The sequence below is a fragment of the Lentzea sp. NPDC059081 genome (genome assembly GCF_042738015.1).
In the GTDB taxonomy this organism is placed as follows: Bacteria; Actinomycetota; Actinomycetes; order Mycobacteriales; family Pseudonocardiaceae; genus Lentzea.
In genome coordinates this window covers 443,837-466,246 of the sequence record NZ_JBHYGW010000004.1, presented here as the reverse complement: position 1 = coordinate 466,246, position 22,410 = coordinate 443,837, and the positions used below count along the sequence as shown (strand labels likewise).

The following is a 22,410-nucleotide window of genomic DNA, read 5'->3' as shown; positions in this document are numbered from 1 at the left end:
GCGTTCTCCCAACATCAAGAGAGCTGGGCCACCTCCGCGTCCGTCAACGCCTTGCCGACCACGTCGACGTCGTCGACCGCGCCGCGCCAGTAGTCGACGTTCTGACCGTTGTACTTGGCCCGGCCGACGGTGAACGCGCCGGTGCTGACGAGCGCAGGACCCGCCGCCGCCGTCGCGACCTTCACGCCGTCGACGTAGAGCCGGATCTCGTTGCCGGCGCGGACACCGGTGAGCTCGTACCAGCGGCCGATCTCCGGCACGACCTCGTACCGGGCGCGGTTGCCGCCGGGCGTGCTGAACGCCCACGCACCCTGCCCGTACTGCAGGTAGAAGGGGTTCTCCCGCTCCCTGCCGTCCTGGCTGACCGCGGTCGCGTAGTTGCCGGGAACCTCGTCCAGCTTCACCTTCGCGTGCACCGTGTAGTCACCGGTCGTGTCGACGACCGGGCCGTAGGTGTCCGCGGAGCCGCCGCTGAACTGCAGCGCGCCGTCCTTGAACGTCACCCCGGCCGGCGTGAGCGACAGCGCGTTGTTGCCGCCGCTCGAGTCCTTCGCCGTGGTGCCCTTCTTCTCGTCGAAGTTCCACTCGCCCTTGCCCGCGTAGGGGTAGGGCTTGCCCGCGTTGGCACCGGCCTCGATGACGCGCCGGTTGATCTCACGGACGGGTCCCGGATCGACCTTGATGCGCTTGCGGTCGTAGGTCCAGAGCCCGTTGAGCTCGCCTTCGAGGTCGGTGACCTGCGTGTACACCGACGCCGACATCTCCTGGCGCGCCTGGCCCAGGTAGAACGTGCGGGTGTTGTCGACGTACTTCGCCGTCAGCGCCGCCTTGTCCGCCACACCGCTGTAGATCGCGATCGGCGCACCCGGCCACTGGTGACCCGGCGTGCGCAGCGTGAAGCCGCCGTGCTCGCCGTCCATCACGACACGCGAGCCACCGTCCGGGCGGGCCGGGTCGGTGTTGTTGTAGTCGTGGTGGTCGATGACGTCGCCCCTGCCGCTGTCACCCTTGGAGGCGCAGCAGTTCACGCCGCTGTGGGCGTTGACGATCCGGCTCGGGTCGAGCGCCTTGACCTCGTCGGTGATCTGCCCGGTGACGGTCTTGTCCCACTCGCCCCAGCCCTCGTTGAACACGATCCAGGCGTAGATGGACGGGTAGTTCTCGAGCTGGTGCATCAGCTCCTTGCCCTCCTTGACGAACCGCTCCTGCGAGAGCGGGTTGTTGCCGTCCTCGAGGGCCACGAAGTCCTGCCACACCATGAGCCCCAACCGGTCCGCGTGGTAGTACCAGCGGGCGGGCTCGGCCTTGATGTGCTTGCGGACCGAGTTGAAGCCGAGATCCTTCTGCGCCTTCAGGTCGAAGACCAGCGCCTCGTCGCTCGGCGCGGTGTTCAGGCCGTCCGGGTAGAAGCCCTGGTCGAGCTGCATCAGGTTGAAGATCGGCTGACCGTTGAGCGTGAGCTTCGGGACGCCGTTGATGGTCGTGATGCCGGTGGAGCGCATGCCGAAGTAGCTCTTGACCGCGTCCTTGCCGAGGGTGATGTCGAGCTTGTAGAGATACGGGTCGTCCGGGGTCCACAGGTGCGCGTTCGGCACCGGCAGCGACAGCTTGGAGTTCGCCGCACCGGTGACCTTGCCGACCTGCTTGCCCTTGGCGTCCCTGGCGACCGCCGTGACGGTGGCGTTGCCCGCGGACTTGACCTCGACCGCGAGCGAGCTCGTCGTGAGGTCCGGGACCGTCTTGATCTCGTCGATGCCCTGGTCGGCCACCGGCTCCATCCACACCGTCTGCCAGATGCCCGACGACGGGGTGTAGAAGATGCCGCTGGGGTTGGGCGACTGCTTGCCCTTGGGCTGGTTCGGGCCGGTCGTGTCGGTGACAGCGACGACGATCTCCTGCTCACCGCCGCGCTTCACCGCGTCGGTGATGTCCGCGCTGAACGCGGTGTAGCCGCCGGTGTGCTCGGCGACGAGCTTGCCGTTGACCCAGACCTTGGCCTGGTAGTCGACCGCGCCGAAGTTCAGCTTGAGCCGCTGGCCGTTGCCGATCTTCCAGTCGTGCGGCACGTTCACCGTGCGGCGGTAGAACATGTGGTCCTCGTGCCGCTCCAGCCCGGACAGCTGCGACTCGACCGGGTACGGCACGATGATCTTCTCGGGCAGCTTCTTCCCGAACGTGGGCGCCTGGCCCTCCTTGGCCGCCGAGAACTCCCACGGACCGTTCAGGTTCACCCACTTGTCCCGCTCGAGCTGCGGACGCGGGTACTCCGGCAACGGGTTGCGCGCGTCGAACTTCTCACCCCACGGCGTGCGAAGCCGTTCCGTCGAGGTGTTCGTGATGACCCGCGCGGCCTTCTCGACCTTCTTGCCGTCGACGGCGAGAGCGCCCGCGCCGTCGTAGTAGATCCGCACCAGCTGGCCCTTGAGGACCCGCTCGGCCAGCTGGATCGTGACCTTGTCCCGGCTGCTCGTGATGACCGAGACCGGCATCGGCGTCGCGTCGACCTCGACGCGCAGGTGGTCCTTCAGGTCGCCGACGCCCGAGACCCGGCCGCCGAAGTCCGCGGTGAGGGTGCGGCCGTCCTTGGAGACGGTCGCCGTGCGCGGCACGGCCTGGAAGCCCGCCGGCGGCGTGAACGCCGACTCCGGCACGATCTGCTTCGCGACGCCCGCGGTCGACCACCGCAGGAACATGTTGGCGCCGCCGACGTCCTGGAACATCTCCAGCTTGAAGTCGTACTGCTTGCCCGCGGTCAGCGTGACCGGCGCGCTGGTCTGCTCCTTGTCCCAGTCCGGGACCCAGTGGTCGATCACCGGCTGGCCGTCGATCAGCAGCCGGAAGCCGTTGTCGCCAATGGCGTAGAACGTGTAGTCGCCGGTCTGCGGCACGGCGATCTGCCCGGTCCAGCGGGCGGTGGTGTGCTCGGTCTGACCGTTCAGGAACCCGAAGACACCGGTCAGGTCGGACTGGTTGATCTGGCTGTCGAGCACGGTGCCGCCGAGCTTCGCGAAGTCGCGAGCCCCCGGCGCGGACATGCTGAAGTACTCGCCCTTCAGACCGTGCACAGCCTCGGCGGCGCTCGCCGGTGGCGTTCCGGGCAAGACGCCCAGCGCCAGCAGCAGCGCGAGGAGAACGGGGGCGGCTTTTCTCATCGGCGAGATTCCCCTTCGTTTTTACAACGTTGTAAGAGCGCTCCCGTACATCCACGCACACAGGTCGGACGCTGGTCTACGGCCAAATGGCGGTATCAGGCCTGTCAACCGGACAAATTTCGTGGAAATGACCGCGTTGTTACGTCAGGACTGGACGTGTTCCAGACCCGGAGGGCCCAAAACGTGGTCGCTCTCCCGGTGGGCACACGCCCGTCAGGACGGCAGCGGGATCTCCAGGCTGACCGTGCCGCGCAGGTCGAGCCACGCGCGGTCGCGGCCGCGCACGAGCCGCAGCACGACCTCCTCGCAGTGGGGGCAGCGCGCGACGACGCCCGGTGCGTTCTGGTAGACCCGCAACGTCGCCACCGAGCCGCGGTAGCCGCAGCCCGAGCACTGGCCGGTGGCCGCGGTGAGGTCCACGGCGAAGATCTCCCGGAGGTCACCCGCCAGGGCGTTGCCGTCCACGTGGCCGGGGTCGTGGTCCTCGCTCATCGGTGCTCCTGTCAGCCGAAACGTTCGGTGCGGACGCGGCGCGGGTCGTGGCCGAGGGCGACGAGGACGTCCGACACGGTCTCGACGAACCCGGTCGGTCCGCACACGAACGTCTGCGGACTGAACTCGGCGGGCCAGGCGTACGTGTTGAGGGTGGCCACACCCAGCCGGCCCGGCGGCTCCGGAGATCCTTCCGGAGCCTGCCGGGTGTACACGATCCGCACGTCCAGGCCCGCGTCCTCGCGGGCGCGGCGCCGCAGCTCGTCGGCGAAGTAGACGTCGCCGGGTGTGCGGACGGAGTAGACCAGCCGGAACGGCACGCGGCTGCCCTCCTGGGCACGCGCCCGGACCATCGCCATCAGCGGCGCGATGCCGGAACCGCCGGCCACGAGCGTCACCGGAGACGGGTCGGAGGCACGCCAGACGAACCAGCCGCCGACCGGGCCGCGCAGCTCGATCTGCGCGCCGACGGGCAGCACGTCGCACAGGTACGGCGACACCTCGCCGTCCTCGACGCGCTGCACGGCCAGCTCGACTCGGTCGCCGTCCGGTGCCGACGAGATCGAGTAGCTGCGCTGCACCGAGTAGCCGTCCTCGGCGGTGAGGCGCAGGTCGACGTGCTGGCCCGGCAGGTGACCCGGCCAGTCCGGTACGTCGAACACGAGCCGGCGCGCGCTCTTCGTGATGTCGCCCGCCTCGGCGAGCGACGCCAGCCGCCAGGTCAGTCGCCCTGATACCGCTGTTCGCGCCATGGGTCTCCGTAGTCGTGGTAGCCCGCGCTCTCCCAGAAGCCGGGTTCGTCCTCCAGCAGCAACTGGATCCCGCGGACCCACTTCGCCGACTTCCAGAAGTACAGGTGCGGCACCAGCAGCCGCGCCGGGCCGCCGTGCTCGGGCGTCAGCTCGTCGTCGTCGTAGCGGTAGGCGATCCACGCCTGCCCGTCGAGGAGGTCCTCCAGCGGCAGGTTGGTCGTGTAACCGCCGTAGGAGTGGACGAGCGCGTAGTCGGCCGCCGTCTCCACGTCCTCGAGCAGCACGTCGAGCGAGACGCCCTTCCAGCGCGTGCCCAGCTTCGACCACTTGGTGACGCAGTGGATGTCCGTCGTGACCTTCTCGGCGGGCAGCTCGATCAGCTGCTGCCACGACCAGGTGTACTTCTGCCCCACCTCGGTGCTGACGGTGAGCTCCCACCGGTCCGTCGGCACGCGCGGCGTGGGACCGGCCGTGAGCACCGGGAAGTCCTCCGCCAGGTACTGACCGGGTGGCAGCCGCACCTCCGGCGACTGGCGCCGTCCGGTGAAGCCGGGAGAGACGATGGCCATGGCGCACAGTAGACGGCATCGGCCGCCGCGGCGCCAGTGATCATGTCGGCGGTCACCGGGCGGGGCTCAACCGGCCGTGGCCCCGCCGTCGATCGGCAGCGCGGCGCCGGTGATGAACCGGGCCTCGTCGCTGAGCAGGAACGCCACGAACGCCGCGATCTCGGCGGGCGCGGCGGTGCGCTGGGAGGGGTTCGGCGCCTCGCCGAGGTCGTCGTCCGGGCCGGCGTGCAGCAGGCCGCGGTACAGCGGCGTGTCCACGTTGCCGGTGACCAGCGCGTTCACCCGCACGCCCCGCGCGGCGCACTCCAGGGCGACTGACCGGGTCAGGCCGATCACCCCGTGCTTGGCCGCGACGTACGGGGACATGCCGGGGATGCCGGTGGTGGCGCCGATCGAGGCGTTGTTGACGATCGACCCGCCTTCCGTCAGCGCCGGGATCTGGTGCTTGAGGCCGTAGAACACCGAGGTGAGGTTGCTCGCCAGGTCGGCGGCCCACGCGTCCGCGTCGATGCCCTGCACGGGACCTCCCGCCGTGACCGTGCCGGCGTTGTTCACCGCGACGTCCAGCCGCCCGAGCTCGCGCACAGCGGCCGCCACCAGCGCTTCCGCGTCGGCCTCGACGGTGACGTCGGCGCGCACGAACACCGCCCGCTCCCCCAGCTCGGCGACCAGCGCCCGGCCTGCCTCGGCCCGGCGTGCGCCGACGACCACCGCGACACCCTCGGCGACGACGCGGCGTGCGACGGCTTCGCCGATGCCGGAGGTTCCGCCGGTGACGAGGACGACCTTGCCCGCGAGACGTTCGGTCATCCGGTTTTTCCACCAGCCGGAAGGCCTAACCTCAGGTCGGACCGAGGAGGGCCGATGGACGACGTGCGCGTCGAGACGCGAGGCACGACGACGGTGATCTGGATGAACCGTCCCGACCGGCGCAACGCCGTCGACCGCAGGATGGCGGACGACCTGCGGGACGCCTTCGAGGCGTTCGAGGCCGACTCCGCCCAGCGCGTGGCGGTGCTCGCCGGGGCGGGCGGGACGTTCTGCGCGGGGGCGGACCTGAGTGCCGTCGGCGACCCGGAGCGGCGCAACGAGCTCGACCCGGACGGCGGCGGTTCGGGGCCGATGGGGCCGACGCGGTTGCGGCTCACCAAGCCGGTGATCGCGGCGGTCAGCGGGTACGCCGTCGCGGGCGGGCTGGAGCTGGCGCTGCTCGCGGACCTGCGGGTGGTCGAGAGCGACGCGACGTTCGGGGTGTTCTGCCGGCGGTGGGGTGTGCCGTTGATCGACGGCGGCACGGTGCGGCTGCCGCGGGTCGTGGGGCTGGGGCGGGCGTTGGACCTGATCCTCACCGGGCGTGCGGTCAAGGCGGACGAGGCGCTGGCGATCGGGCTGGCCAACCGGGTGGTCGAGCCAGGCCAGGCCGTGCCCGCCGCGCTGGAGCTGGCGGACCAGATCGCCTCGTTCCCGTTCGAGTGCGTGCTCGCGGACCGGGCGTCGACCTACGCGGGTCTCGACCTGCCGCTGGAGGAGGCGCTGCGGGCGGAGGGCGCGGCGGGAGTGCCTGTCGTGCAACGGGAAGGGGCCGCCGGCGCTGCCCGCTTCACGTCCGGAGCGGGCAGGCACGGCGGCTTCGAGGGTTAGAGGCAGCGCACGGAACGGGTGTCCGCGGCGATCTCCCGTTCGGTGAACGCGGCCGTCACCCACTGCTTCGCCGCGTACAGCCGGGCCTGGTCCGTGTGGTGCGCTGAGGCCGGGTCGGCGGACTCGCCGTAGACCAGCAGCGACCGCATGCGCGGGCCGGAGCGGGTCAGCTCCACCGCCATCACGAAGCTGGTGCCGTGCGGGATGTGCGCGGTGGGCCGGGGTGAGGGCGTCGAGATCACGTTGAAGCAGCCCTCCGGACCGCGGCAGCCGTGGATCGGGATGCCCTCGTACTGCTGCACGTCGTCCAGCCGCACGTCCACCGGGACGCTGCCGGACGCGAACAGGTTCACGGCGTCGGCGAACGCGCGCCGGACTCCGGGATCCGCGGCGTTGACACCGCGCGGGGTGTGCACGGGATCGGCCGGGTCGTACGGCACCTCCCACATCGACACACCGGGCCTGCCGGCCGCCGCGATGAACGCCCGCCAGAAGTAGGCGCCCCGGCTCGACGGACCGGTGTCGCCGGTGCCGGACCACGACGCCAAGGCGGCACACGCGGCACGGACGTCCACCGCGCTGCCGTCGCTCGCGGTCAGCGTCGGGTTGGCCTGACACATCGCCACCACGGCGGGGCGTCCCTGCTCGGCGGTCAGGTTGCGGTTGCGGAGCATCGTTTCCTGCACGCCCTCCAGCGAGAAGCCGCCCGGCCCGAACATCTCCAGCCCCATCCGGGTGCGCGGCGACCGTTCGGTGCCGACGTCGCCGACGATCGACGGGTACCCGGTCAGCGGCGCGGCCGGGTTGGCCAGCCACGGGCTGTCGTTCATGTTGCTCACCTGGTCCTGCCGCACCAGCTCCGGCAACCGGCCGGGGCCGAACCTGCCCGGCGCGACTGCGTCCTGGTCGCTCCCCCACCCGCACGACGCGCGGCTGCCGTCGAGGACCACCAGGTCCACGTCCAGCCCGGTGCCGCACGACGCGCGCTTGTCGTCCGTGACGTGCGGGACGACCTGGATGTCGCTGTAGTAGGCGGTTCCGGTGGAGTCGGACGCGAGCGTGTTCACCCACGGCAGCGCCTGGAACCGCACCAGTGCGGCGCGCAGTTCGGAGACCCTGCGGGCACGGGCGATGGCGAGCCATTGGTCGATGACCCGCAGGTTGCCGTAGTTGACGTCGCGCAACACATACGCGGTCGTGTCGGTCCACTGGAACAGCCGGTCGTCCTCGAACACCGGGCCGTCCGGCGTGCGGTACAGCGTCCGGGAGACGCCTCCCACCGTCACCTGCTCGGCGATCATGCGCCGCACCTGGCCGTCGACGACGTAGGCGGTGGGGTCGCCGGGGACGAGGGCCAGCTTCGACAGCGTCACGGTCTGCGCCTCCGACGCCGTGTGCGTCCACCCCAGCCGGTCGTTGTGGCCGATGTTGACCACGGGCACGCCGAACAGGCCCGCACCGCTGACGTTCAGCTCGCCCGGGATCGTGAGGTGGTGCTGGTAGAAGCGCCAGTCGTCGGCCCACTGGAAGTGCGGGTTGCCCAGCACGATGCCGGTGCCCGCGACCGTCGACGACCGGCCGAGCGCGATGCCGTTGCTGGCAGGCCGTTCCTCACGGGCGCGCATCGGCGCGGCGGCGGTCGGGGATCCCGGCGGCGCGGCGGCCACGAGCTGTTCCTGGAACCCCTCGGCACCGGTCAGCGTGGCCACCTGGTGGACGCGCCGCCAGATGTCGAGCTCGGTGATCGGCCGCACCCACCCCGCACCGCCGCAGGCGTTCGGAATCCTGGCGAGATAACGGTTGTAGCCGTCCGCGTAGCCGCGCACGAGGTCCCGCGCCTGACGGGACTGGGCGGCGAGCTGCCGTTCGACCACCCCGGACTGGTTGAGGCGCTGGTAGTACAGGTCGCTGTCCAGGCTGCCCTCCCCGAACCACCGCGACCGCTCCGCCGCCACCGTGACGACGACACCGGCCATCACGCACAGGTTGTCCTCGGCGAACGCGTACCCGAGGCCTTCGCCCAGCCCGTGGTAGTCCGCGGCGCGGACGTGCGGGATGCCGTAGGAGGTCCGTCTGATCACCGTGCCGCCAGCGGCGAGCGACGGTGGGCTCACGGCCAGAACTCCCAGCAGTGCCAACGACAAAGCCAAAACCTTCCGCATGAACTGACCCCCTGGTTCATTCGTTGTGCAGGACGGTGGCGATCGAGAGCCGTGCGGCTCCCCGAGCCGGGACGACCGCGCCGAGCACGGCGATCACGAGCCCGGAGAACGCCAGCGAAGCGAGCAGTGGCGCGTGGTAGACGTCCATGAGGATGTCGACGGCGTCGGACTGGCCGGCGCGCGCCATGGCCGGGACCACGAGCTGGTGCGCGGCGAAGCCGGCGGGCACACCGATCAGCCCGCCCAGCACCCCGAGCGCGCCCATCGACGTCACCAGCAACGCGGTGACTTGGCGCGGGGTCATCCCGATCGACTTCAGCATGCCGAGGTCGCGGCGGCGTTCCCCGGCGTTGAGGACGACGGTGTTGAACACCCCCAGGGCCGCGACGGCCCCGAGCACCAGCGAGAGCACGACGGCGGCGCTGACGATGATCGCGGCGGTCGACGACGCCCCGTCGCGCGGCGGCAGGACGTGCAGTCCCGGGTCCTTCGCCGCCACGGCACGGACCACCGCGTCACGGTCGGCACCAGCACCCAGCTGGACCTGGTACGAGCTGGCGCGGGTGCCGGGTACCAGCGCGTCCAGTGCGGACCAGTCGGCGTAGACCTGGTCGGCGTTGTTGGTCAGCACGACGCCGACGATCTGCAGCCGCGTCCGGTTGCCCGGCACCGACACGGTGACCGTGTCGCCCACGGCGAACCCGCGCTGGTTGAGGAACCGCGACGGCACCACGACCTGGCCGGGACCGTCGGGCCAGTGCCCCGTCAGCACACGCGGGCCCAGCGCGCCGACGTCGCCCCGGTAGAAGAAGACCGTGGCCTCCTGCGTGCCGCCCGCGACCTCGGTCTCCAGCTGCGTCAGGCCGAGCACGGCCGTCGCACCGGGCACCGAGCGCAGCAGCGCCTCGTCCTCGGCGTCGGACAGCCGCGCCACCTCCGGCCCCACGCCGACCGGCCGGACGTTCGGGGCACCGGGCGGCGGTCCCGCCCTCAGCACGACCCGGTCCGCGTAGTCCGGGTGCACCGCGTCGTCGTAGGCGGTCACCGACATCGTCAGGCCGGTCGCGAGCGTCACGGTCAGGACGCCGAGCACGACCGAGGCCAGCGTCAGCGCGCTGCGGCCGACCCGCGCGAACGGCAGGCCCAGGCCGAGGCTGACCGGGCGCGGCAACCGGGTGCCGCTGAGCAGGCGCTGGACCCGCACCGCCCGGCCGGTGTGCGGGGTCGTGCCCGCGCTGATCGCCCGCGCGGCCGGCAACCGGCGCGCCCGCAATGCCGGGACGAGCGCCGCCAGCACCACCACCAGCGGCATCCCCAGCGCCGCGACGACGTCGACCCACGGCGCGAAGCTCAGCTCGTCGATCCCGAAACCCTCGACGGCGTCCTGCACGATCGGCTTCGCGAAGAGGTTGCCCGCGACCGTGCCGAGCGCGCAGCCGGCGACCGCGGGAATCGAGATCATGACCAGGTAGACGGCCATGACCTGGTCGGGGGTGAAGCCGATCGCCTTGAGCATCCCGATGTGCCGCAGTCCCGCGACGACCGCGCCGCTCACGACGTTGGCGACGATCAGCACCGCCACCAGGAGCCCGAGCAGACCGAAGATCATCAGGAACGGGATGAACACGCCGAGCTCGGACGTCGCCTTGTCCTTCACGGTCAGGTGCGACAACGTGCCGAGCACCGCGTCCCCCGGCAGCCCCGCCGTCACCGCGGCCCGGCCGGCCTCGACCTCGGCCGCCGTGCCGGCCGCGGCGAAGCGGTACAGCATCTGGACGGCGCTGGGCCGCAACGCGGTCACCTGGTCCGGGGTGACCCACGCGTCGGCGGACCCGGTCACGGACTGGGCGAACCCGACGACCGTCAGCGCGGGACGTCCGGGCAGCGCGATCCTGAAGCCCAGGTCGATCCGGCCGTCCACGGTGCCGGGCATGCGGTTCAGCACGATCTCGCCGGGCCCCGTCGCCCACCGGCCCCGCCACACCGGCAGCCGGTCGACGGGCCCACCGGGATCGGCCCTGCCCACGACCGTGAGCGTGCCGAGGAAGACCTCGCCCTCCGACGTGTCCACGGTGGCCTGCCGGAACGGTCCCGCGTGCTCTCCCGCGGCCAGGGTCAGGTCTGCCTCCGACACCTTCGCCGGGTCGTACGCCACCGTGAGGTGCGCTCCCTGCTGCGCGGCGAACGCCCGGTCGAACGGCGCGGCCGACGCCTCCAGCAACCCCAGTGCCATCACCAGCGTCGCACTGGCCGCGCACACGACGACCCCGATCACGACGGTCTGCAGCGTCCGTCTGCGCACCGCGGCCCACGCGGCGGTCCACACGGCGGTCACGCCGTCCGCTCCAGGCTCTGCTCGCGGGCGATCCGGCCGTCGACGACCTCGATGACCCTGGTGGCGCACCGGGTCGCGAGCCGTTCGTCGTGGGTGACCAGCAGCAGCGTCTGGCCGATCTGGTTGAGGTCGAGCAGCAGGTCCATCACCTGCTCCCCGGACCGGCTGTCGAGCGCGCCGGTCGGTTCGTCGGCGAGCAGCAGGGCCGGGCGGTTCATCAACGCCCGCGCCACCGCGACGCGCTGCCGTTCGCCACCGCTGAGCTGCGCCGGGTAGACGTTCTTGCGGTGCGCGATGCCGAGCTCCCCGAACAGCTCCAGCGCCCGTGCGCGCGCCTGCCCCGCCTTCGTGCCGGTCAACTGGGCGGCGAGGGCGACGTTGTCGAGCGCCGACAGGTCGTCGAGCAGGTTGAAGAACTGGAAGATCATGCCGATCCCGCGCCGCCGGAACAGGGCGAGTCCCGTCTCGTCGAGCGCCCCCAGGTCGGTGCCGTGCACGACGACCGACCCCGACGACGGCCGGTCGAGGCCCGCGATCATGTTCAGCAGCGTCGACTTGCCGCTGCCGGACGGTCCCATCACCGCGACGGCCTCCCCGGCGCGGACGGTGAGCGACAGCCCGTCCAGCGCGACCGAGTCGCTGTACTCCTTGCGCACGTTCGTCATCTCGACGACGGCGTCTGCGTTCTGCATGGCGGCAATCCTGATCGGCGCGCGTCCCGCGGGGCGTCAGTCCCGGGAGGTAAGTCCGCGACCGGCGTCATCCCGGGGATGTAGCGGCTCCATCCGGGGTGTGATGCGCCGGTCGTCACGGCTCTGGGACAGTGGCGACCGTGTGGGAGCTGGTGGTGGCCGTCGTCGCCTGCCTGGCCGCCGCGTACCTCGGGGTTCGGCTGGCGTCGGCGCGGCGCGCGTACGCCCGTGCGGTCGAGGAGCGCGGCTGGTTGCTGGAGAAGGAACGGGAGACCGCCGCCCGCACCGCCGTCGACGCCGAACGGGCGCGGATCGCGCGGGAGCTGCACGACATCGTGAGCCACAACGTGAGCGTGATGGTGGTGCAGGCCGGTGCCGCGCGGCGGGTGCTCGGGTCGGACGAGGCGACCGACGCGTTGCTCGCGGTGGAGAGCGCGGGCCGCGACACGATGACCGAGCTGCGGCACATGCTGGGACTGCTCGCGCCGTCCGCCGACGGCGACGACCTGCTGACGCCGCAACCGGGTCTGAGCCGGCTGGGCTCGCTCGTCGACCGGATGTGCTTCGCCGGGCTGCCGGTCGAGGTCCGGATCTCCGGTGAGCCGCGGCCGTTGCCGTCCGGTGTGGACCTGACGGCGTACCGGATCGTGCAGGAGGCGCTGACCAACGCGTTGAAGCACGGTGACGGGCGGGCGGCGGAGGTGACCGTGCGGTACGCGGACCACCACCTGCGGGTCGAGGTGCTCAACGCCGGTCCCAGCGTGCTGTCCGGCTCTGTGGTGTCCACTGAGGACGGACAGGGGCGTGGGTTGCTGGGACTGCGCGAACGGGTGGCCGTCCTCGGTGGCGACCTCGACGCACGGCGTCGGCTCGGTGGCGGGTTCCGCGTCCGGGCGAAGATCCCGATCGGGAAGCCGTGAGCGCGCCCCGCGTCGTGATCGCCGACGACCAGGCGTTCGTGCGCATCGGTTTCCGGATGATCCTCAAGTCCGGCGGTATCGAGGTGGTCGGCGAGGCGGCCGACGGCGCCGAGGCGGTCACGGTGGTGCGCGAGGTGCGGCCGGACGTCGTGCTGATGGACATCCGGATGCCGACGATGGACGGCCTCGAAGCCACCCGCCGGATCGTGCGCGGGCCGGGTGACTGCCGGGTGCTGATGCTGACGACGTTCGACCTGGACCGGTACGTCTACGAGGCGCTCGCGGCCGGTGCCAGCGGGTTCCTGCTCAAGGACGTGACACCGGAGCACCTCGTCGCCGCCGTGCGCCTGATCGAGACGGGCGACGCGCTGCTGGCGCCGTCGATCACGCGCCGGCTGGTGGAGCGCTTCGCCTCCGGCGCACCGGTGGCGCCGGCCGTGCACCGCGACCTCACCGCGCTGACCCCACGCGAACGGGAGGTGCTCACGTTCGTCGGGCACGGCCGGTCCAACTCGGAGATCGCCGACTACCTCACGCTGAGCGAGGCGACGGTGAAGACGCACGTGGCGCGGATCTTCGCCAAGCTGGAGCTGCGGGACCGGGCGCAGGCCGTCGTGCTCGCCTACGAGACGGGCCTCGTCACGCCGGGCGCATGAGCGGCGCTCCGGTCCGGCGGGTGAAGCGGCCCGCGACCAGGCGATTGCACGAAATCGTCGCGATTCCGCATCACCCGTCGAACACAGTGGCGCCACCGAACCGCCGTGCCATGGAGAGCTCGACTTGATGCGTCCCCCACCCCGCCCGGGCCTCCGTGCCCCGCGCACCCACGTCGCCCACCAGGGAGCCGACCGCCAGGGGCCAGACCGCCCACGGCGCCGCCGACTCCTGCGTCCCCGCCCTCATCGCGGTCGAACAGGACGCCTCCGGCGGAGCAGAAACCCTCGCCCTCTCGTACGCGAAGGCCATCGGCGGCACGCGCGCCAGTGTCATCAAGACCACGTTCACCGAGGAGACGGAAACCGATCTCTTCGGTGAACAGGCCGTCTTGGCAGGTGGCGCGGTCTCGTTGGTGCAGACCGGTTTCGAGGTCCTCACCGAGGCGGGCTACGCCCCCGAGGTCGCGTACTTCGAGTGCCTGCACGAGCTCAAGCTGATCGTCGACCTCATGTACGAGGGTGGCATCGCCCGCATGCGCTACTCGATCTCCGACACCGCGGAGTACGGCGACCTGACCCGCGGCCCGCGCGTCATCACTCCCGCCGTCAAGGAGGAGATGAAGAAGATCCTGGGCGAGATCCAGGACGGCACCTTCGCGGGCGAGTGGGTGGCCGAGGACGACAACGGCCGTGCCCACTACCGCAAGCTCCAGCAGGACGGCGAGAACCACCCGATCGAAGCGACCGGCAGGAAGCTCCGCGACATGATGTCGTGGGTCGACCGCCCGATCACCGAGACCGCCTGACACCACACCGCACCGGTGCCGACCGGCCGGGCAGGGCGCCGTCGGACGCACGCACGACGCCCTCCCCTGCCGCCGTCCGGCCGGTCGGGTCGCTGCCGGGCACGCCGTGGTGAACCCACTTCCGACGCGGGGTACGTACGCAGGTGAGGCGAATCCGATCATGGACTTTCCCATCGCCTCGTCCTGGAACCCGACTGTTCGGAAAGCAGAAGCGTGCGACGCCATTTCCTTTTTCCGGTGCCCCCGGGCCCACGGGCACGTGAACCCCGCACCTCCCCTGGCAGAAGAGCTCGTGGCCCAGGTGCTCCGCTGATCGGTGCGTTCCTCAGCCATCCGGAGACCGAACGCGGGAACAGCGTCCGCACCCGCGACGACGCAGGTCAGCAACACCTGACGAAGCACTACCGGGAGTGGTCGAAGAGGTAGTGCTTCGAGTCCTCACCGTCCCGCGCGAGCTTCCCGTAGTCGAAGCCGGTGAGCTGCCCACCCCACTTGGCCACCGCCCCGTTCACGAAGACCGCGTCGACGTTCGCGATTCCGGCGAAGTTCACCACCGTCCCGGCCGCCGAACCCGAGATGCGCGTCTGCACCGGTTCCAGCGCGAGCACGACGAGGTCCGCCTTCTTGCCAGGGGCCAGCGTGCCGACCTGGTCCGCGAGTCCCGCGTTGATGGCACCGCCGATCGTCGCGGCCCTGAGCGCGTCGAGAGCTCCGTACGGCGCGGGAACGTCCGCAACGCCGGAATAGGTCTCGGCGAAGCTCAAGCCGCGCTGGATGGTCTGCAACACCCGCATCTCGGTGAAGAGGTCGTGCCCGTAGGCCACTTCGTTGTCGGAGCTGATGCCTTCCTGGATCCCTCGTCGATTCACTTCGAGGATCGGGATGGAGGCGCCGAGGCCGAGGTGGGAGTCGGACCGGGGTACGACGTTCACCGCCGCGCCGCTGTCCGCGATGGCGGCCCAGCACTCGTCGGACAGACCCGAGCAGTGGTTGAGGGTGTGTGCGGAGCTCAGCAGACCGGAGGTCAGGAGCTTCTCCAGGTCTGTGACCCAGCCGCCCACCTCGGATGACACGTCGAGGCCGTGCTCCGCGGCGAACGTCCAGCTCTCCACGGTGGGCCAGCTGTCCATCATCCGTACGGAGATGAGTCCGTCTGCCGAGGAGTAAGCGTCCCTCAGCCTGAGGACGTCTGCGGGAAGTTGGTGCTCGTGGTCCCCCTCATGGGCAGGCCCCGCCGCGTACACGGCGCGGATGCCGGAGGCGCGCAACGCCTCGACGGCCGCGTCGGAGTGCTGCTTGGTCCGCGAGTTGTGGCTGTTGTCGACGATCGTCGTCGTCCCCGCGTTCAGAGCCTGGGCAGCGGTCAACCGCTCCCCGATCGCCATGTCCTCCGGCCGATAGGCCTTTCCGAGCCGGCCGTGGAGCAGTGCCATGTACTCGGCGAAGCTCACGTCGGGGGCGATGCCGCGAAGCTGCCCCTGCCAGGCGTGAACGTGCGAGTCGACCAGTCCGGGGATGAGGATCGATCCGGACAGGTCCACGGCGATGGCGTTGTCGTGCACTCGATCCGCGATACCTGGCCCGAGAGCCTCGATCCTGTCTCCCTCGATCAGGACGTCCCCCACGAACTCGCCTCGGTCGTCCATCGTGACCACGTGCGCTCCGGCGAGCAGGATCCGCCGGTTCCGATCTCCGGCCGTGGCCTTGATCTTGTCCAGCTGCTCCATCTGACGTGACGTTGACATCTGAGATTCCTGACTTGTACGACAGCCGGTGAACGGCGGTCAGCGACTCGGCTGGGTGGGTGCTGCGGCGTCACGGATGACGGGGACGAGAAGGCGCGACGGATGGTCGCCGCCCGTGTGGATCGTGTGCGGGCCGACGTTGAGCGGTTCCTGGTGGTGGATGACGGCCGGGACCCCCGGATAGGTGTGGAACTCCGTGCCCTTGACCCGGAGCACGAGTCCCTCACCGGCGCGGAAGAGGGTCGACGACGGCCAGATCTCGATGTCCACCAGGGTGGGGACCCCCACCTCCAGCGGAAGCGACCTGGCATGCGTGTGCCACGGTTGCCCGGGGGTCGAACGCCCGGGGTCGAGTTCGCGGTGGCTCGCGCGCAGCCAGCCCAGTGCGACTGGTCCGTCGTGGAACATCGACTGCAGGGGAAAGGTGACCCGTCGACCGTCCCGGTCGAGCTTCTCGATCGCCACGAAGAGGTCGGCGTCGTCGGAAGCGCTCTCCACCCACAACTGCAGCGACATGGTGCCGGTGAGCTCGGTGTCCTCGCCGAACGTGATCGTGAACTCCGCGTGGTCGCCGTCGTCCTGGGAGTCGTACGCGACGGACGCGGCAGGGGGAGCTTCCCGGCGAAGTCCCTTCGACGACGCGTCGAGGTACAACGGTGTCCAGGTCGTCGCTTCGAGCGGCCAGGCCTTCTCGTCCCGCACCTCTCCGACGAAGTGCGACTCGCGCACCTCGATGGTCACTGGCGGCCAGTCCAGCGTCGCACCGGCCGGCTTCTTGAGGAACGTCGTGAAGAACTCCAGCTGCCGGGCCAGGCTTTCGGGACGGTAGTAGTACGGCCACTTCATGCGGCCGTGGACCTCCAGCCACTTCTCCGTGGAGCTCGCCTGCTTGAAACCCTCGATCGTCCCTCTGGTGTGGATTCCGTGGTCCCCCCAGTCGACGACGGCGTAAAGCGGCACCTCGATCTTGGAGAGATCGGGCGTCCTCGCCGCCCAGTAGGCGTCGAAGTGCGGGTGCTGCTTGCACATCTCCACCACGTCCTCCACACGGTTGCGCGAGTACGCCGTCGACTCGATCCACCAGGAGCGGAAGCGCGTCTCCCGCATGCCCCCGTGCATCGAGATGTCCCGATAGGGGTCGGAATACCCTTCCCAGGGATTGATGGCGTACAGGTGCGGCGGCCGGGTGGCTGCGACGTTCCACTGGCTCCACGCCAGGTAGGACACTCCCGTCATGCCGACCCGGCCGTTGCTCCACGGTTGGCCTGCCGCCCACTCCACGAGGTCGAAGCCGTCGTCCGCCTCCTGGGGAGAGTGGAAGGTGAGGGTTCCCTCCGACCCCCAGGAGCCACGAGCGTCGGCGTTCACGACCGCGAAACCCCGACCGCACCAGTACAACGGGTCCGGTCCCTCCCACACCGTGTAGTGGGAGACCGTCACGTCTTCCGTGCCGGGGTCGACGAAACCGCGATCCTCGTCGCCCTGCGGGTACAGCATGTGAAAACCCTTGCGCGCGTGCTTGCCGTACGGGCTGTACGTCAGCAGCACGGGAAGATCGGACTGTCCCTCCGGCCGGAACACGTCGACCCGGAGGACGACGCCATCGCGCATCCGCACCGGCACGTCGCGTTCCACCAGCAGCCCGTGCTCGACACGACGTGACGGTGAAAGGCCCGGATACTTCCCCTCTTCAGGCGGGATCGGAAGTCGGTAGAGCAGCTCGAACGGCTCGCCGTAGGGCATGGTTTCGTCCTCATCTCGCCGTTGACGGCAGGTAGTTCTCTGAATGTGGCGCCCGATCGGGTCGATGCGAGGAGCACGCGGCACGTGCTATTCGGGCGGCGCGGTTTCGTACGTCACCCCGAGTTCGGCGAGCACGCCCCGCAACCCGTAGATGTCCATTCCCAGCTCGCCGCGCCGAAACGCTTCGCGGTTGCGTTGTTCCTTCGCTTCCCTGGCCTCGGACGCCGTCACAGCGGTGGCGACGTCGGCGCGCGGAACGATCATGACTCCGTCGTCGTCCGCGATCACGACGTCACCGGGAGACACCAGCGCGTTGCCCATGTGGACAGGGATGTTCACGGAACCCCCTGTCGCCTTGACCGTTCCCTGCGCATTGATCGCCCGCGACCAGACGGGGAAGTTCATCGCTCGCAGCTCGGCGACATCCCGGACCCCGGCCGAGATCACCAGCCCTCGTACACCTCGGTGCTGCAGCGCCGTGGCGAACAGTTCGCCGAACATGCCGTCCGACGACTCCGACGTGGTCGCCACGACGAGGACGTCCCCCTCGCGGCACTGCTCGACCGCGGCGTGGATCATCAGGTTGTCTCCCGGCCAGCTGAGCACCGTCACAGCGGTGCCGGCGATGCGCGCGCCGGCCTGGACGGGCCGGATCGCCGGGCCCACCAGCCCGGTTCGGCCGAGTGCCTCGTGCACGGTGGCGACACCGAACCGGGTGAGCGCCTCGACACCGTCGCGCGCCGCGCGCGGGGGGTCGGTGAAGATGATCTTCCTCATCGCAGGACGTCCGTCGCTTCCGGGTAGTAGCGCATGAAGGCCTCGCCCTTGCTCCCGGTCGTCAGACCGAGGTTGGGGCCCGCGTTGCGCCTGACCTGCACGCCCCGGCGCGTGGCGAGGTCCGTGTAGTAGTCCCACAGGTGGGTCTGGGCAGGCAGGCACTCCATCGCGGCACGCTTGGTCGCGAACGCGTCCGTGATGTCGAGGAGCACGTTCGGTTTGAAGTCGCACTGCTCGGGCTGGTGGGGCTCGAAGAAGAACACGGGAGGCGCGCCCAAGGGCTCACCGGGTGACTCGTACCCCACGGCCTGGGCGAGGATCCGCGCCTGGACCGCCATCCTCGCCGCGGCCGGGTGGTCTCCGTTGTACGGATCGACCAGCGGGTGGGTGAGCACCACGGTGGGCCTCACCCGGCGGTAGATTCCGACGAGCCGGTCCACCAGTTCGCGCGACTCCGTCAGCGGGTAGTCCCCCGCGTCGAGGAACTCGACCTCGGCGCCGAGAACCGCCGCCGCGCTCTCCGCCTCGGCCCGGCGGACGGCCTTGATCTCCTCGAGGGTCCTGCCCTCGAGCCATTGGCTTGCCGACTCGCCGCGTTCGCCGTAGGAGAGGCACACGATCACGGCGCGTTCACCGCGCCGCGTCGCCTTCGCGATCGCCCCGCCGGCGCGCCACACGAAGTCGCCGGCGTGCGCACTCACGACCAGGGTGGCAGGTTCACTATCGGTCATGGTCTTCCTCACGAATGGACAGACAGGAGAAGGTGGGCGGGCTGGACGGATTCACGTCAGCCGCAGGAGAAGAGCGGACAGCTCCTCGGGGGCGGTGACCATGGCTTCATGTCCGGTGGCGATCTCGTGCACGTCCCAGCCCCGGCGGCGACCTCGATCGGCCTGCGCTGCGAAGACGCGGAGCCAGTCGGTGCATTCGACGTAGGCAGCGGGGACCCGGTTCGCCGCGGCGCTGAGCGCAACGGGTTCGCGGTACGTGCCCCACGGCTGTGGAGTGAGCCGAGGTGACAGCCATTCCAGATCGGCGGAGTCGGTGACTCCCAGCACTTCGAGAGAGCGCGGCGGGATCAGCCACCCGAACCCTCGATCCCTGACGGATTCCCGGTAGTGCGCAGCCACCGGCTCGGGGAGCAGGCTGATGGCGGACTCGCCATCTCCCGGGACGAAGGCGTCGAGGTAGACGCGGAGCCGGAGCGCCTCGGGTCGTGCCCCGGCCACGCCGCTCAGCACCATGCCGGCGTAGCTGTGACCCACGAGCACGACCTCGGTCAGCCCTTCCGCGTCCAGGAGGCGCACCACGTCATCGATGTGAGTGCTGAGGTCGACGGCGGGTGACACCAGATGAGCGCGATCGCCCAACCCGGTGAAGGTCGGCGCGAAGACCCGGTGCCCCTCGTCACGCAGCAGCGGAGCCACGCGGGACCAGCACCATCCACCGTGCCACGCTCCGTGCAGGAGTACGAACGTGGTCACCGGTCAGGCTCCGTTCTCGAACAGCGCGAGGCCGGCCGCGGTGTTCGACGCCGGCACGTGGTAGGCCTCCGCGATCCGGGTGACGTTCTGGCCCAGGGCGCCGCGCATGACGAGCCACATGATCATCTCGATGCCCTCGGACCCCGCCGCGCGCACGTAGTCCTCGCGGGTGAGGTCCGCCAGCGATCGTGGGGCGTCCTGGATCTTGTCCAGGAACATCCGGTCGAAGGCGGGGTTGATCAGGCCGGCGCGTTCCCCCGCGAGCTGGTGCGACATGCCACCGGTCCCGAAGACCGCGACCTTCAGGTCTTCGGGATAGGCCCTGACGGCCCGCCCGATCGCTTCTCCGAGTGCCAGGCAGCGGTGAGCGGTGGGTTGTGGGTGCTGGATGACGTTGACGACGACGGGGATCACGGGGCACGGCCAGGCATCGCCGGGCTCGGGACAGTAGACGGAGAGCGGCACCGTCAGCCCGTGGTCCACCTCGAGCCGGTGCGCGACGGTGATGTCGAACTCTTCGTCGAGCAGGCTCTCCACCAGATGGGTGGCGAGGTCCGGATGACCGATGACGGCGGGCACGGGCCGCCTTCCCCAGCCCTCGTCGGCTACTTCGAACCGAGCGGCCGTCCCGATGGTGAAGGTCGGCATCAGGTCGAGCGAGATGGCGTTGCCGTGGTCGTTGTAGACCAGGACGATCGCATCGGGTGGGTGCGCGCTCATCCACGCACGCGCGGGGCGGTAGCCGTCGAAGAGCGGTTTCCAGTAAGGATCCTCGGTCTTGCCCTGATCCAGTGCGGCGCCTATCGACGGCACGTGGCTCGTGGCCAGGCCCCAGGTCACTTCAGCCAAGGCGACGTCCTCCTGCCTCGAGTGCCGAGATGAAGTCCTCGGTGGTCATGTGGGTGAACACCCCGCCCAGGTACTGCATCGACCTCCCGTCCACCATCGCCAGCTTGCAGACGTAGAAGATCGACCCCCCGGCGTCGAGCATCGCCTTCCAGTCGCGGTCGAGCAGTGCGGCGCGTTGGTCCGCGGAGAGGCCGAACTCGTCGCAGTAGGCCGCTTCGTCCGCCAGGAACCGCATCCGGTTCCGGGGCGTGGCGAGGGAGGCGCAGAGCGCGTTCAGCGCGAAGCCCCGTCTGCAGTCCTCGATGCCGAACACGTAGGTGCCCGGGATCTCCGGTTTCGGCGTCATACCTGCTCCTGCGGATGAGCAGCGAGGGGTTCGACGACCGCATCGATCCAGGCGAAGCTCGGGAGAGAGGCCAAGGCGTCGTGGAGCGCCGTGGCGTCATCGGCTCGCCACAACCCGATGACCGCGCGCCTTCCAGGCACGCGCCACAGCCTCGTGAGATGGCCTGCTTCGCGCAGTTCGGCGGCGCGGGCGCGTTCCCGGACACGGAGGTTCTCGCGTTCGGCCGCGGTCATCGAGTCCGGAAATGCGGTGTCGAAACGGACCAGGAATTCCACGAATTCACGTCCTTTCGCATGGCTCGGTTCACCGCGCTGCCTCTCCGGCGCGTCAAATGAACACTCGTGAGTTTTCGGTGCAGACCGGAATGTTCGGCCGCGCTCCATCTTTTTTCAGGGCGCACCGCAAACCTTAGACACCGGTTTTCGCGGAGTCCGTAACCTGAGTTACAGGTGCTCGGCGCAACGCAGGTACTACGACCTGGGGCAAACCGTTCGTCTCACACCGCAGCCGAGGAAGCGATTCCGTGCAATCTCGCGGGGTCGAGCAGTCGGATCACCTGGGAGCCACGCTCGATGACGCCCTCTCGCGCGAATGCCTTGAGCGTCCGTGCGACGACTTCGCGGACCGATCCGACCGCGCGCGCGAGCTCGTCCTGGGTCGCGTGGACGACCAGGTCCTCGCCTTGTCGCGTGCACAACTCCAAAAGGTGGTACGCGACGCGTGGTGGCATCTGCTGGAAGACGTTGGTGCCCCACAGCTGCTCGGACACGTGCAGCGTCTCGGCCACGTAGCGCGCTATGGGCCACGCCACCCGAGCGTCCCGGCTCGCGATGCGCACCAAGCTCATCGCGGACAGCAGGACGACCTCCGTGTCGATCATGACCTTGATGCCGACGTTGGGATTGCTCCGTCCGGCGACGAGGGCGGGCAGTCCTACGACCTCACCGCGAGAGACGTACCGCACGGTCATCTCTCGTCCGGACTCCGACGACACGTAGACCCGTGCCAGTCCCTCGACGATCAGGAAGACTCGGCCCGGCTCTTCCCACAGGTACTGGATCGACTCACCGCTCGCCAGGCGTTGCTGCTTCGCGCCCTCGAGCAGCACCCTCACGGCCTCTTCGGGGAACTCGCCGAGAAGGCTGTCCTTCCACGCCTCCCGTGCCGACGGGCCGAGAGCCGCCAGGGTCGTCACCTCACGCCTCCCTGGCAGCTCAGCCCGACGGAGCCGGCGCGGCGGCCCTCGAGATCCTGCGCGGGACCGGTTCGCAGCCGTGCTCCGCGCGTCG

General features: G+C 70.1%; 20 protein-coding genes and 1 pseudogene. 4 read left to right on the top strand and 17 right to left on the bottom strand.

Annotated features, from left to right (window positions below; all coding sequences use genetic code 11):
• Positions 1 to 14: 14 nt before the first annotated feature.
• The 5 genes from ACFWV3_RS12650 to ACFWV3_RS12630 form a co-directional block, all read right to left on the bottom strand.
• A complete protein-coding gene (locus ACFWV3_RS12650; protein ID WP_382411224.1) occupies positions 15 to 3,152 on the bottom strand; it encodes a PA14 domain-containing protein in 3,138 nt (1,045 codons plus the stop codon).
• Positions 3,153 to 3,365: 213 nt separating this feature from the next.
• Positions 3,366 to 3,644: a DUF6510 family protein gene (locus ACFWV3_RS12645; protein WP_382411223.1), complete on the bottom strand. Its 279-nt coding sequence runs from the start codon at positions 3,642 to 3,644 to the stop codon at positions 3,366 to 3,368.
• Between the two features lie 11 nt (positions 3,645 to 3,655).
• Positions 3,656 to 4,396, bottom strand: coding sequence for a ferredoxin reductase (locus ACFWV3_RS12640; RefSeq protein WP_382411222.1), 741 nt, complete (start codon positions 4,394 to 4,396; stop codon positions 3,656 to 3,658).
• Positions 4,366 to 4,965, bottom strand: coding sequence for a sulfite oxidase-like oxidoreductase (locus tag ACFWV3_RS12635; protein ID WP_382411221.1), 600 nt, complete (start codon positions 4,963 to 4,965; stop codon positions 4,366 to 4,368). The genes ACFWV3_RS12640 and ACFWV3_RS12635 overlap by 31 nt, the downstream gene beginning before the upstream one ends.
• A gap of 66 nt (positions 4,966 to 5,031) precedes the next feature.
• Positions 5,032 to 5,775, bottom strand: coding sequence for an SDR family NAD(P)-dependent oxidoreductase (locus ACFWV3_RS12630; RefSeq protein WP_382411220.1), 744 nt, complete (start codon positions 5,773 to 5,775; stop codon positions 5,032 to 5,034).
• A 54-nt stretch (positions 5,776 to 5,829) separates the two neighbouring features.
• Here ACFWV3_RS12630 and ACFWV3_RS12625 point away from each other — a divergent pair, with 54 nt between their 5' ends.
• Entirely contained in the window at positions 5,830 to 6,606 is a 777-nt protein-coding gene (locus ACFWV3_RS12625; protein ID WP_382411219.1) for a crotonase/enoyl-CoA hydratase family protein, read from the top strand.
• On the opposite strand, the gene ACFWV3_RS12620 is transcribed toward ACFWV3_RS12625, so the two are convergent.
• From ACFWV3_RS12620 to ACFWV3_RS12610, 3 genes are read right to left on the bottom strand one after another with little or no spacing between them, the layout of a single operon-like run.
• A complete protein-coding gene (locus tag ACFWV3_RS12620) occupies positions 6,603 to 8,768 on the bottom strand; it encodes a penicillin acylase family protein (RefSeq protein WP_382411218.1) in 2,166 nt (721 codons plus the stop codon). The genes ACFWV3_RS12625 and ACFWV3_RS12620 overlap by 4 nt on opposite strands.
• A gap of 16 nt (positions 8,769 to 8,784) precedes the next feature.
• Positions 8,785 to 11,103, bottom strand: a complete 2,319-nt coding sequence (locus ACFWV3_RS12615) for an FtsX-like permease family protein (RefSeq protein WP_382411217.1) — start codon at positions 11,101 to 11,103, stop codon at positions 8,785 to 8,787.
• Positions 11,100 to 11,795, bottom strand: a complete 696-nt coding sequence (locus ACFWV3_RS12610) for an ABC transporter ATP-binding protein (protein WP_382411216.1) — start codon at positions 11,793 to 11,795, stop codon at positions 11,100 to 11,102. The genes ACFWV3_RS12615 and ACFWV3_RS12610 overlap by 4 nt, the downstream gene beginning before the upstream one ends.
• Positions 11,796 to 11,935: 140 nt before the next feature.
• Here ACFWV3_RS12610 and ACFWV3_RS12605 point away from each other — a divergent pair, with 140 nt between their 5' ends.
• The 3 genes and pseudogenes from ACFWV3_RS12605 to ilvC form a co-directional block, all read left to right on the top strand.
• Positions 11,936 to 12,715, top strand: coding sequence for a sensor histidine kinase (locus ACFWV3_RS12605; RefSeq protein WP_382411215.1), 780 nt, complete (start codon positions 11,936 to 11,938; stop codon positions 12,713 to 12,715).
• Positions 12,712 to 13,371: a response regulator gene (locus ACFWV3_RS12600; RefSeq protein ID WP_382411214.1), complete on the top strand. Its 660-nt coding sequence runs from the start codon at positions 12,712 to 12,714 to the stop codon at positions 13,369 to 13,371. The genes ACFWV3_RS12605 and ACFWV3_RS12600 overlap by 4 nt, the downstream gene beginning before the upstream one ends.
• A gap of 233 nt (positions 13,372 to 13,604) precedes the next feature.
• Positions 13,605 to 14,177, top strand: a pseudogene (ilvC, locus tag ACFWV3_RS12595) (ketol-acid reductoisomerase); the annotation flags it as partial.
• A gap of 401 nt (positions 14,178 to 14,578) precedes the next feature.
• Here ilvC and ACFWV3_RS12590 read toward each other — a convergent pair.
• From ACFWV3_RS12590 to ACFWV3_RS12550, 9 genes are all read right to left on the bottom strand, one after another.
• A complete protein-coding gene (locus tag ACFWV3_RS12590; RefSeq protein ID WP_382411213.1) occupies positions 14,579 to 15,922 on the bottom strand; it encodes an amidohydrolase family protein in 1,344 nt (447 codons plus the stop codon).
• Between the two features lie 39 nt (positions 15,923 to 15,961).
• Positions 15,962 to 17,665, bottom strand: coding sequence for a CocE/NonD family hydrolase (locus ACFWV3_RS12585; protein ID WP_382411212.1), 1,704 nt, complete (start codon positions 17,663 to 17,665; stop codon positions 15,962 to 15,964).
• A gap of 87 nt (positions 17,666 to 17,752) precedes the next feature.
• The gene (locus ACFWV3_RS12580; RefSeq protein ID WP_382411211.1) at positions 17,753 to 18,442 is read right to left on the bottom strand and encodes a 4-carboxy-4-hydroxy-2-oxoadipate aldolase/oxaloacetate decarboxylase; all 690 of its coding nucleotides are present in this window, start codon (positions 18,440 to 18,442) and stop codon (positions 17,753 to 17,755) included.
• A complete protein-coding gene (locus tag ACFWV3_RS12575) occupies positions 18,439 to 19,173 on the bottom strand; it encodes a PIG-L deacetylase family protein (RefSeq protein WP_382411210.1) in 735 nt (244 codons plus the stop codon). Before ACFWV3_RS12575 ends, ACFWV3_RS12580 begins: the two co-directional genes overlap by 4 nt.
• A 51-nt stretch (positions 19,174 to 19,224) precedes the next feature.
• Positions 19,225 to 19,926 (bottom strand): alpha/beta fold hydrolase, encoded by a 702-nt coding sequence (locus ACFWV3_RS12570; RefSeq protein WP_382411209.1) that lies wholly within the window; start codon positions 19,924 to 19,926, stop codon positions 19,225 to 19,227.
• 3 nt (positions 19,927 to 19,929) lie between these two features.
• Positions 19,930 to 20,775: a class III extradiol dioxygenase subunit beta gene (locus tag ACFWV3_RS12565; protein WP_382411208.1), complete on the bottom strand. Its 846-nt coding sequence runs from the start codon at positions 20,773 to 20,775 to the stop codon at positions 19,930 to 19,932.
• Complete coding sequence (locus tag ACFWV3_RS12560; RefSeq protein WP_382411207.1) at positions 20,768 to 21,121, bottom strand: protocatechuate 3,4-dioxygenase; 354 nt, start codon at positions 21,119 to 21,121, stop codon at positions 20,768 to 20,770. Before ACFWV3_RS12560 ends, ACFWV3_RS12565 begins: the two co-directional genes overlap by 8 nt.
• Entirely contained in the window at positions 21,118 to 21,396 is a 279-nt protein-coding gene (locus ACFWV3_RS12555; protein WP_382411206.1) for a muconolactone Delta-isomerase, read from the bottom strand. The genes ACFWV3_RS12560 and ACFWV3_RS12555 overlap by 4 nt, the downstream gene beginning before the upstream one ends.
• Before the next feature lie 221 nt (positions 21,397 to 21,617).
• Entirely contained in the window at positions 21,618 to 22,316 is a 699-nt protein-coding gene (locus tag ACFWV3_RS12550) for a Crp/Fnr family transcriptional regulator (RefSeq protein ID WP_382411205.1), read from the bottom strand.
• Positions 22,317 to 22,410: the final 94 nt, after the last annotated feature.

Bases quoted from the DNA above. Each gene is read 5' to 3' on its own strand.
- ACFWV3_RS12650 (WP_382411224.1), bottom strand. From the start codon at position 3,152: ATGAGAAAAGCCGCCCCCGTTCTCCTCGCGCTGCTGCTGGCGCTGGGC.
- ACFWV3_RS12645 (WP_382411223.1), bottom strand. From the start codon at position 3,644: ATGAGCGAGGACCACGACCCCGGCCACGTGGACGGCAACGCCCTGGCG.
- ACFWV3_RS12640 (WP_382411222.1), bottom strand. From the start codon at position 4,396: ATGGCGCGAACAGCGGTATCAGGGCGACTGACCTGGCGGCTGGCGTCG.
- ACFWV3_RS12635 (WP_382411221.1), bottom strand. From the start codon at position 4,965: ATGGCCATCGTCTCTCCCGGCTTCACCGGACGGCGCCAGTCGCCGGAG.
- ACFWV3_RS12630 (WP_382411220.1), bottom strand. From the start codon at position 5,775: ATGACCGAACGTCTCGCGGGCAAGGTCGTCCTCGTCACCGGCGGAACC.
- ACFWV3_RS12625 (WP_382411219.1), top strand. From the start codon at position 5,830: ATGGACGACGTGCGCGTCGAGACGCGAGGCACGACGACGGTGATCTGG.
- ACFWV3_RS12620 (WP_382411218.1), bottom strand. From the start codon at position 8,768: ATGCGGAAGGTTTTGGCTTTGTCGTTGGCACTGCTGGGAGTTCTGGCC.
- ACFWV3_RS12610 (WP_382411216.1), bottom strand. From the start codon at position 11,795: ATGCAGAACGCAGACGCCGTCGTCGAGATGACGAACGTGCGCAAGGAG.
- ACFWV3_RS12590 (WP_382411213.1), bottom strand. From the start codon at position 15,922: ATGTCAACGTCACGTCAGATGGAGCAGCTGGACAAGATCAAGGCCACG.
- ACFWV3_RS12585 (WP_382411212.1), bottom strand. From the start codon at position 17,665: ATGCCCTACGGCGAGCCGTTCGAGCTGCTCTACCGACTTCCGATCCCG.
- ACFWV3_RS12580 (WP_382411211.1), bottom strand. From the start codon at position 18,442: ATGAGGAAGATCATCTTCACCGACCCCCCGCGCGCGGCGCGCGACGGT.
- ACFWV3_RS12575 (WP_382411210.1), bottom strand. From the start codon at position 19,173: ATGACCGATAGTGAACCTGCCACCCTGGTCGTGAGTGCGCACGCCGGC.
- ACFWV3_RS12560 (WP_382411207.1), bottom strand. From the start codon at position 21,121: ATGACGCCGAAACCGGAGATCCCGGGCACCTACGTGTTCGGCATCGAG.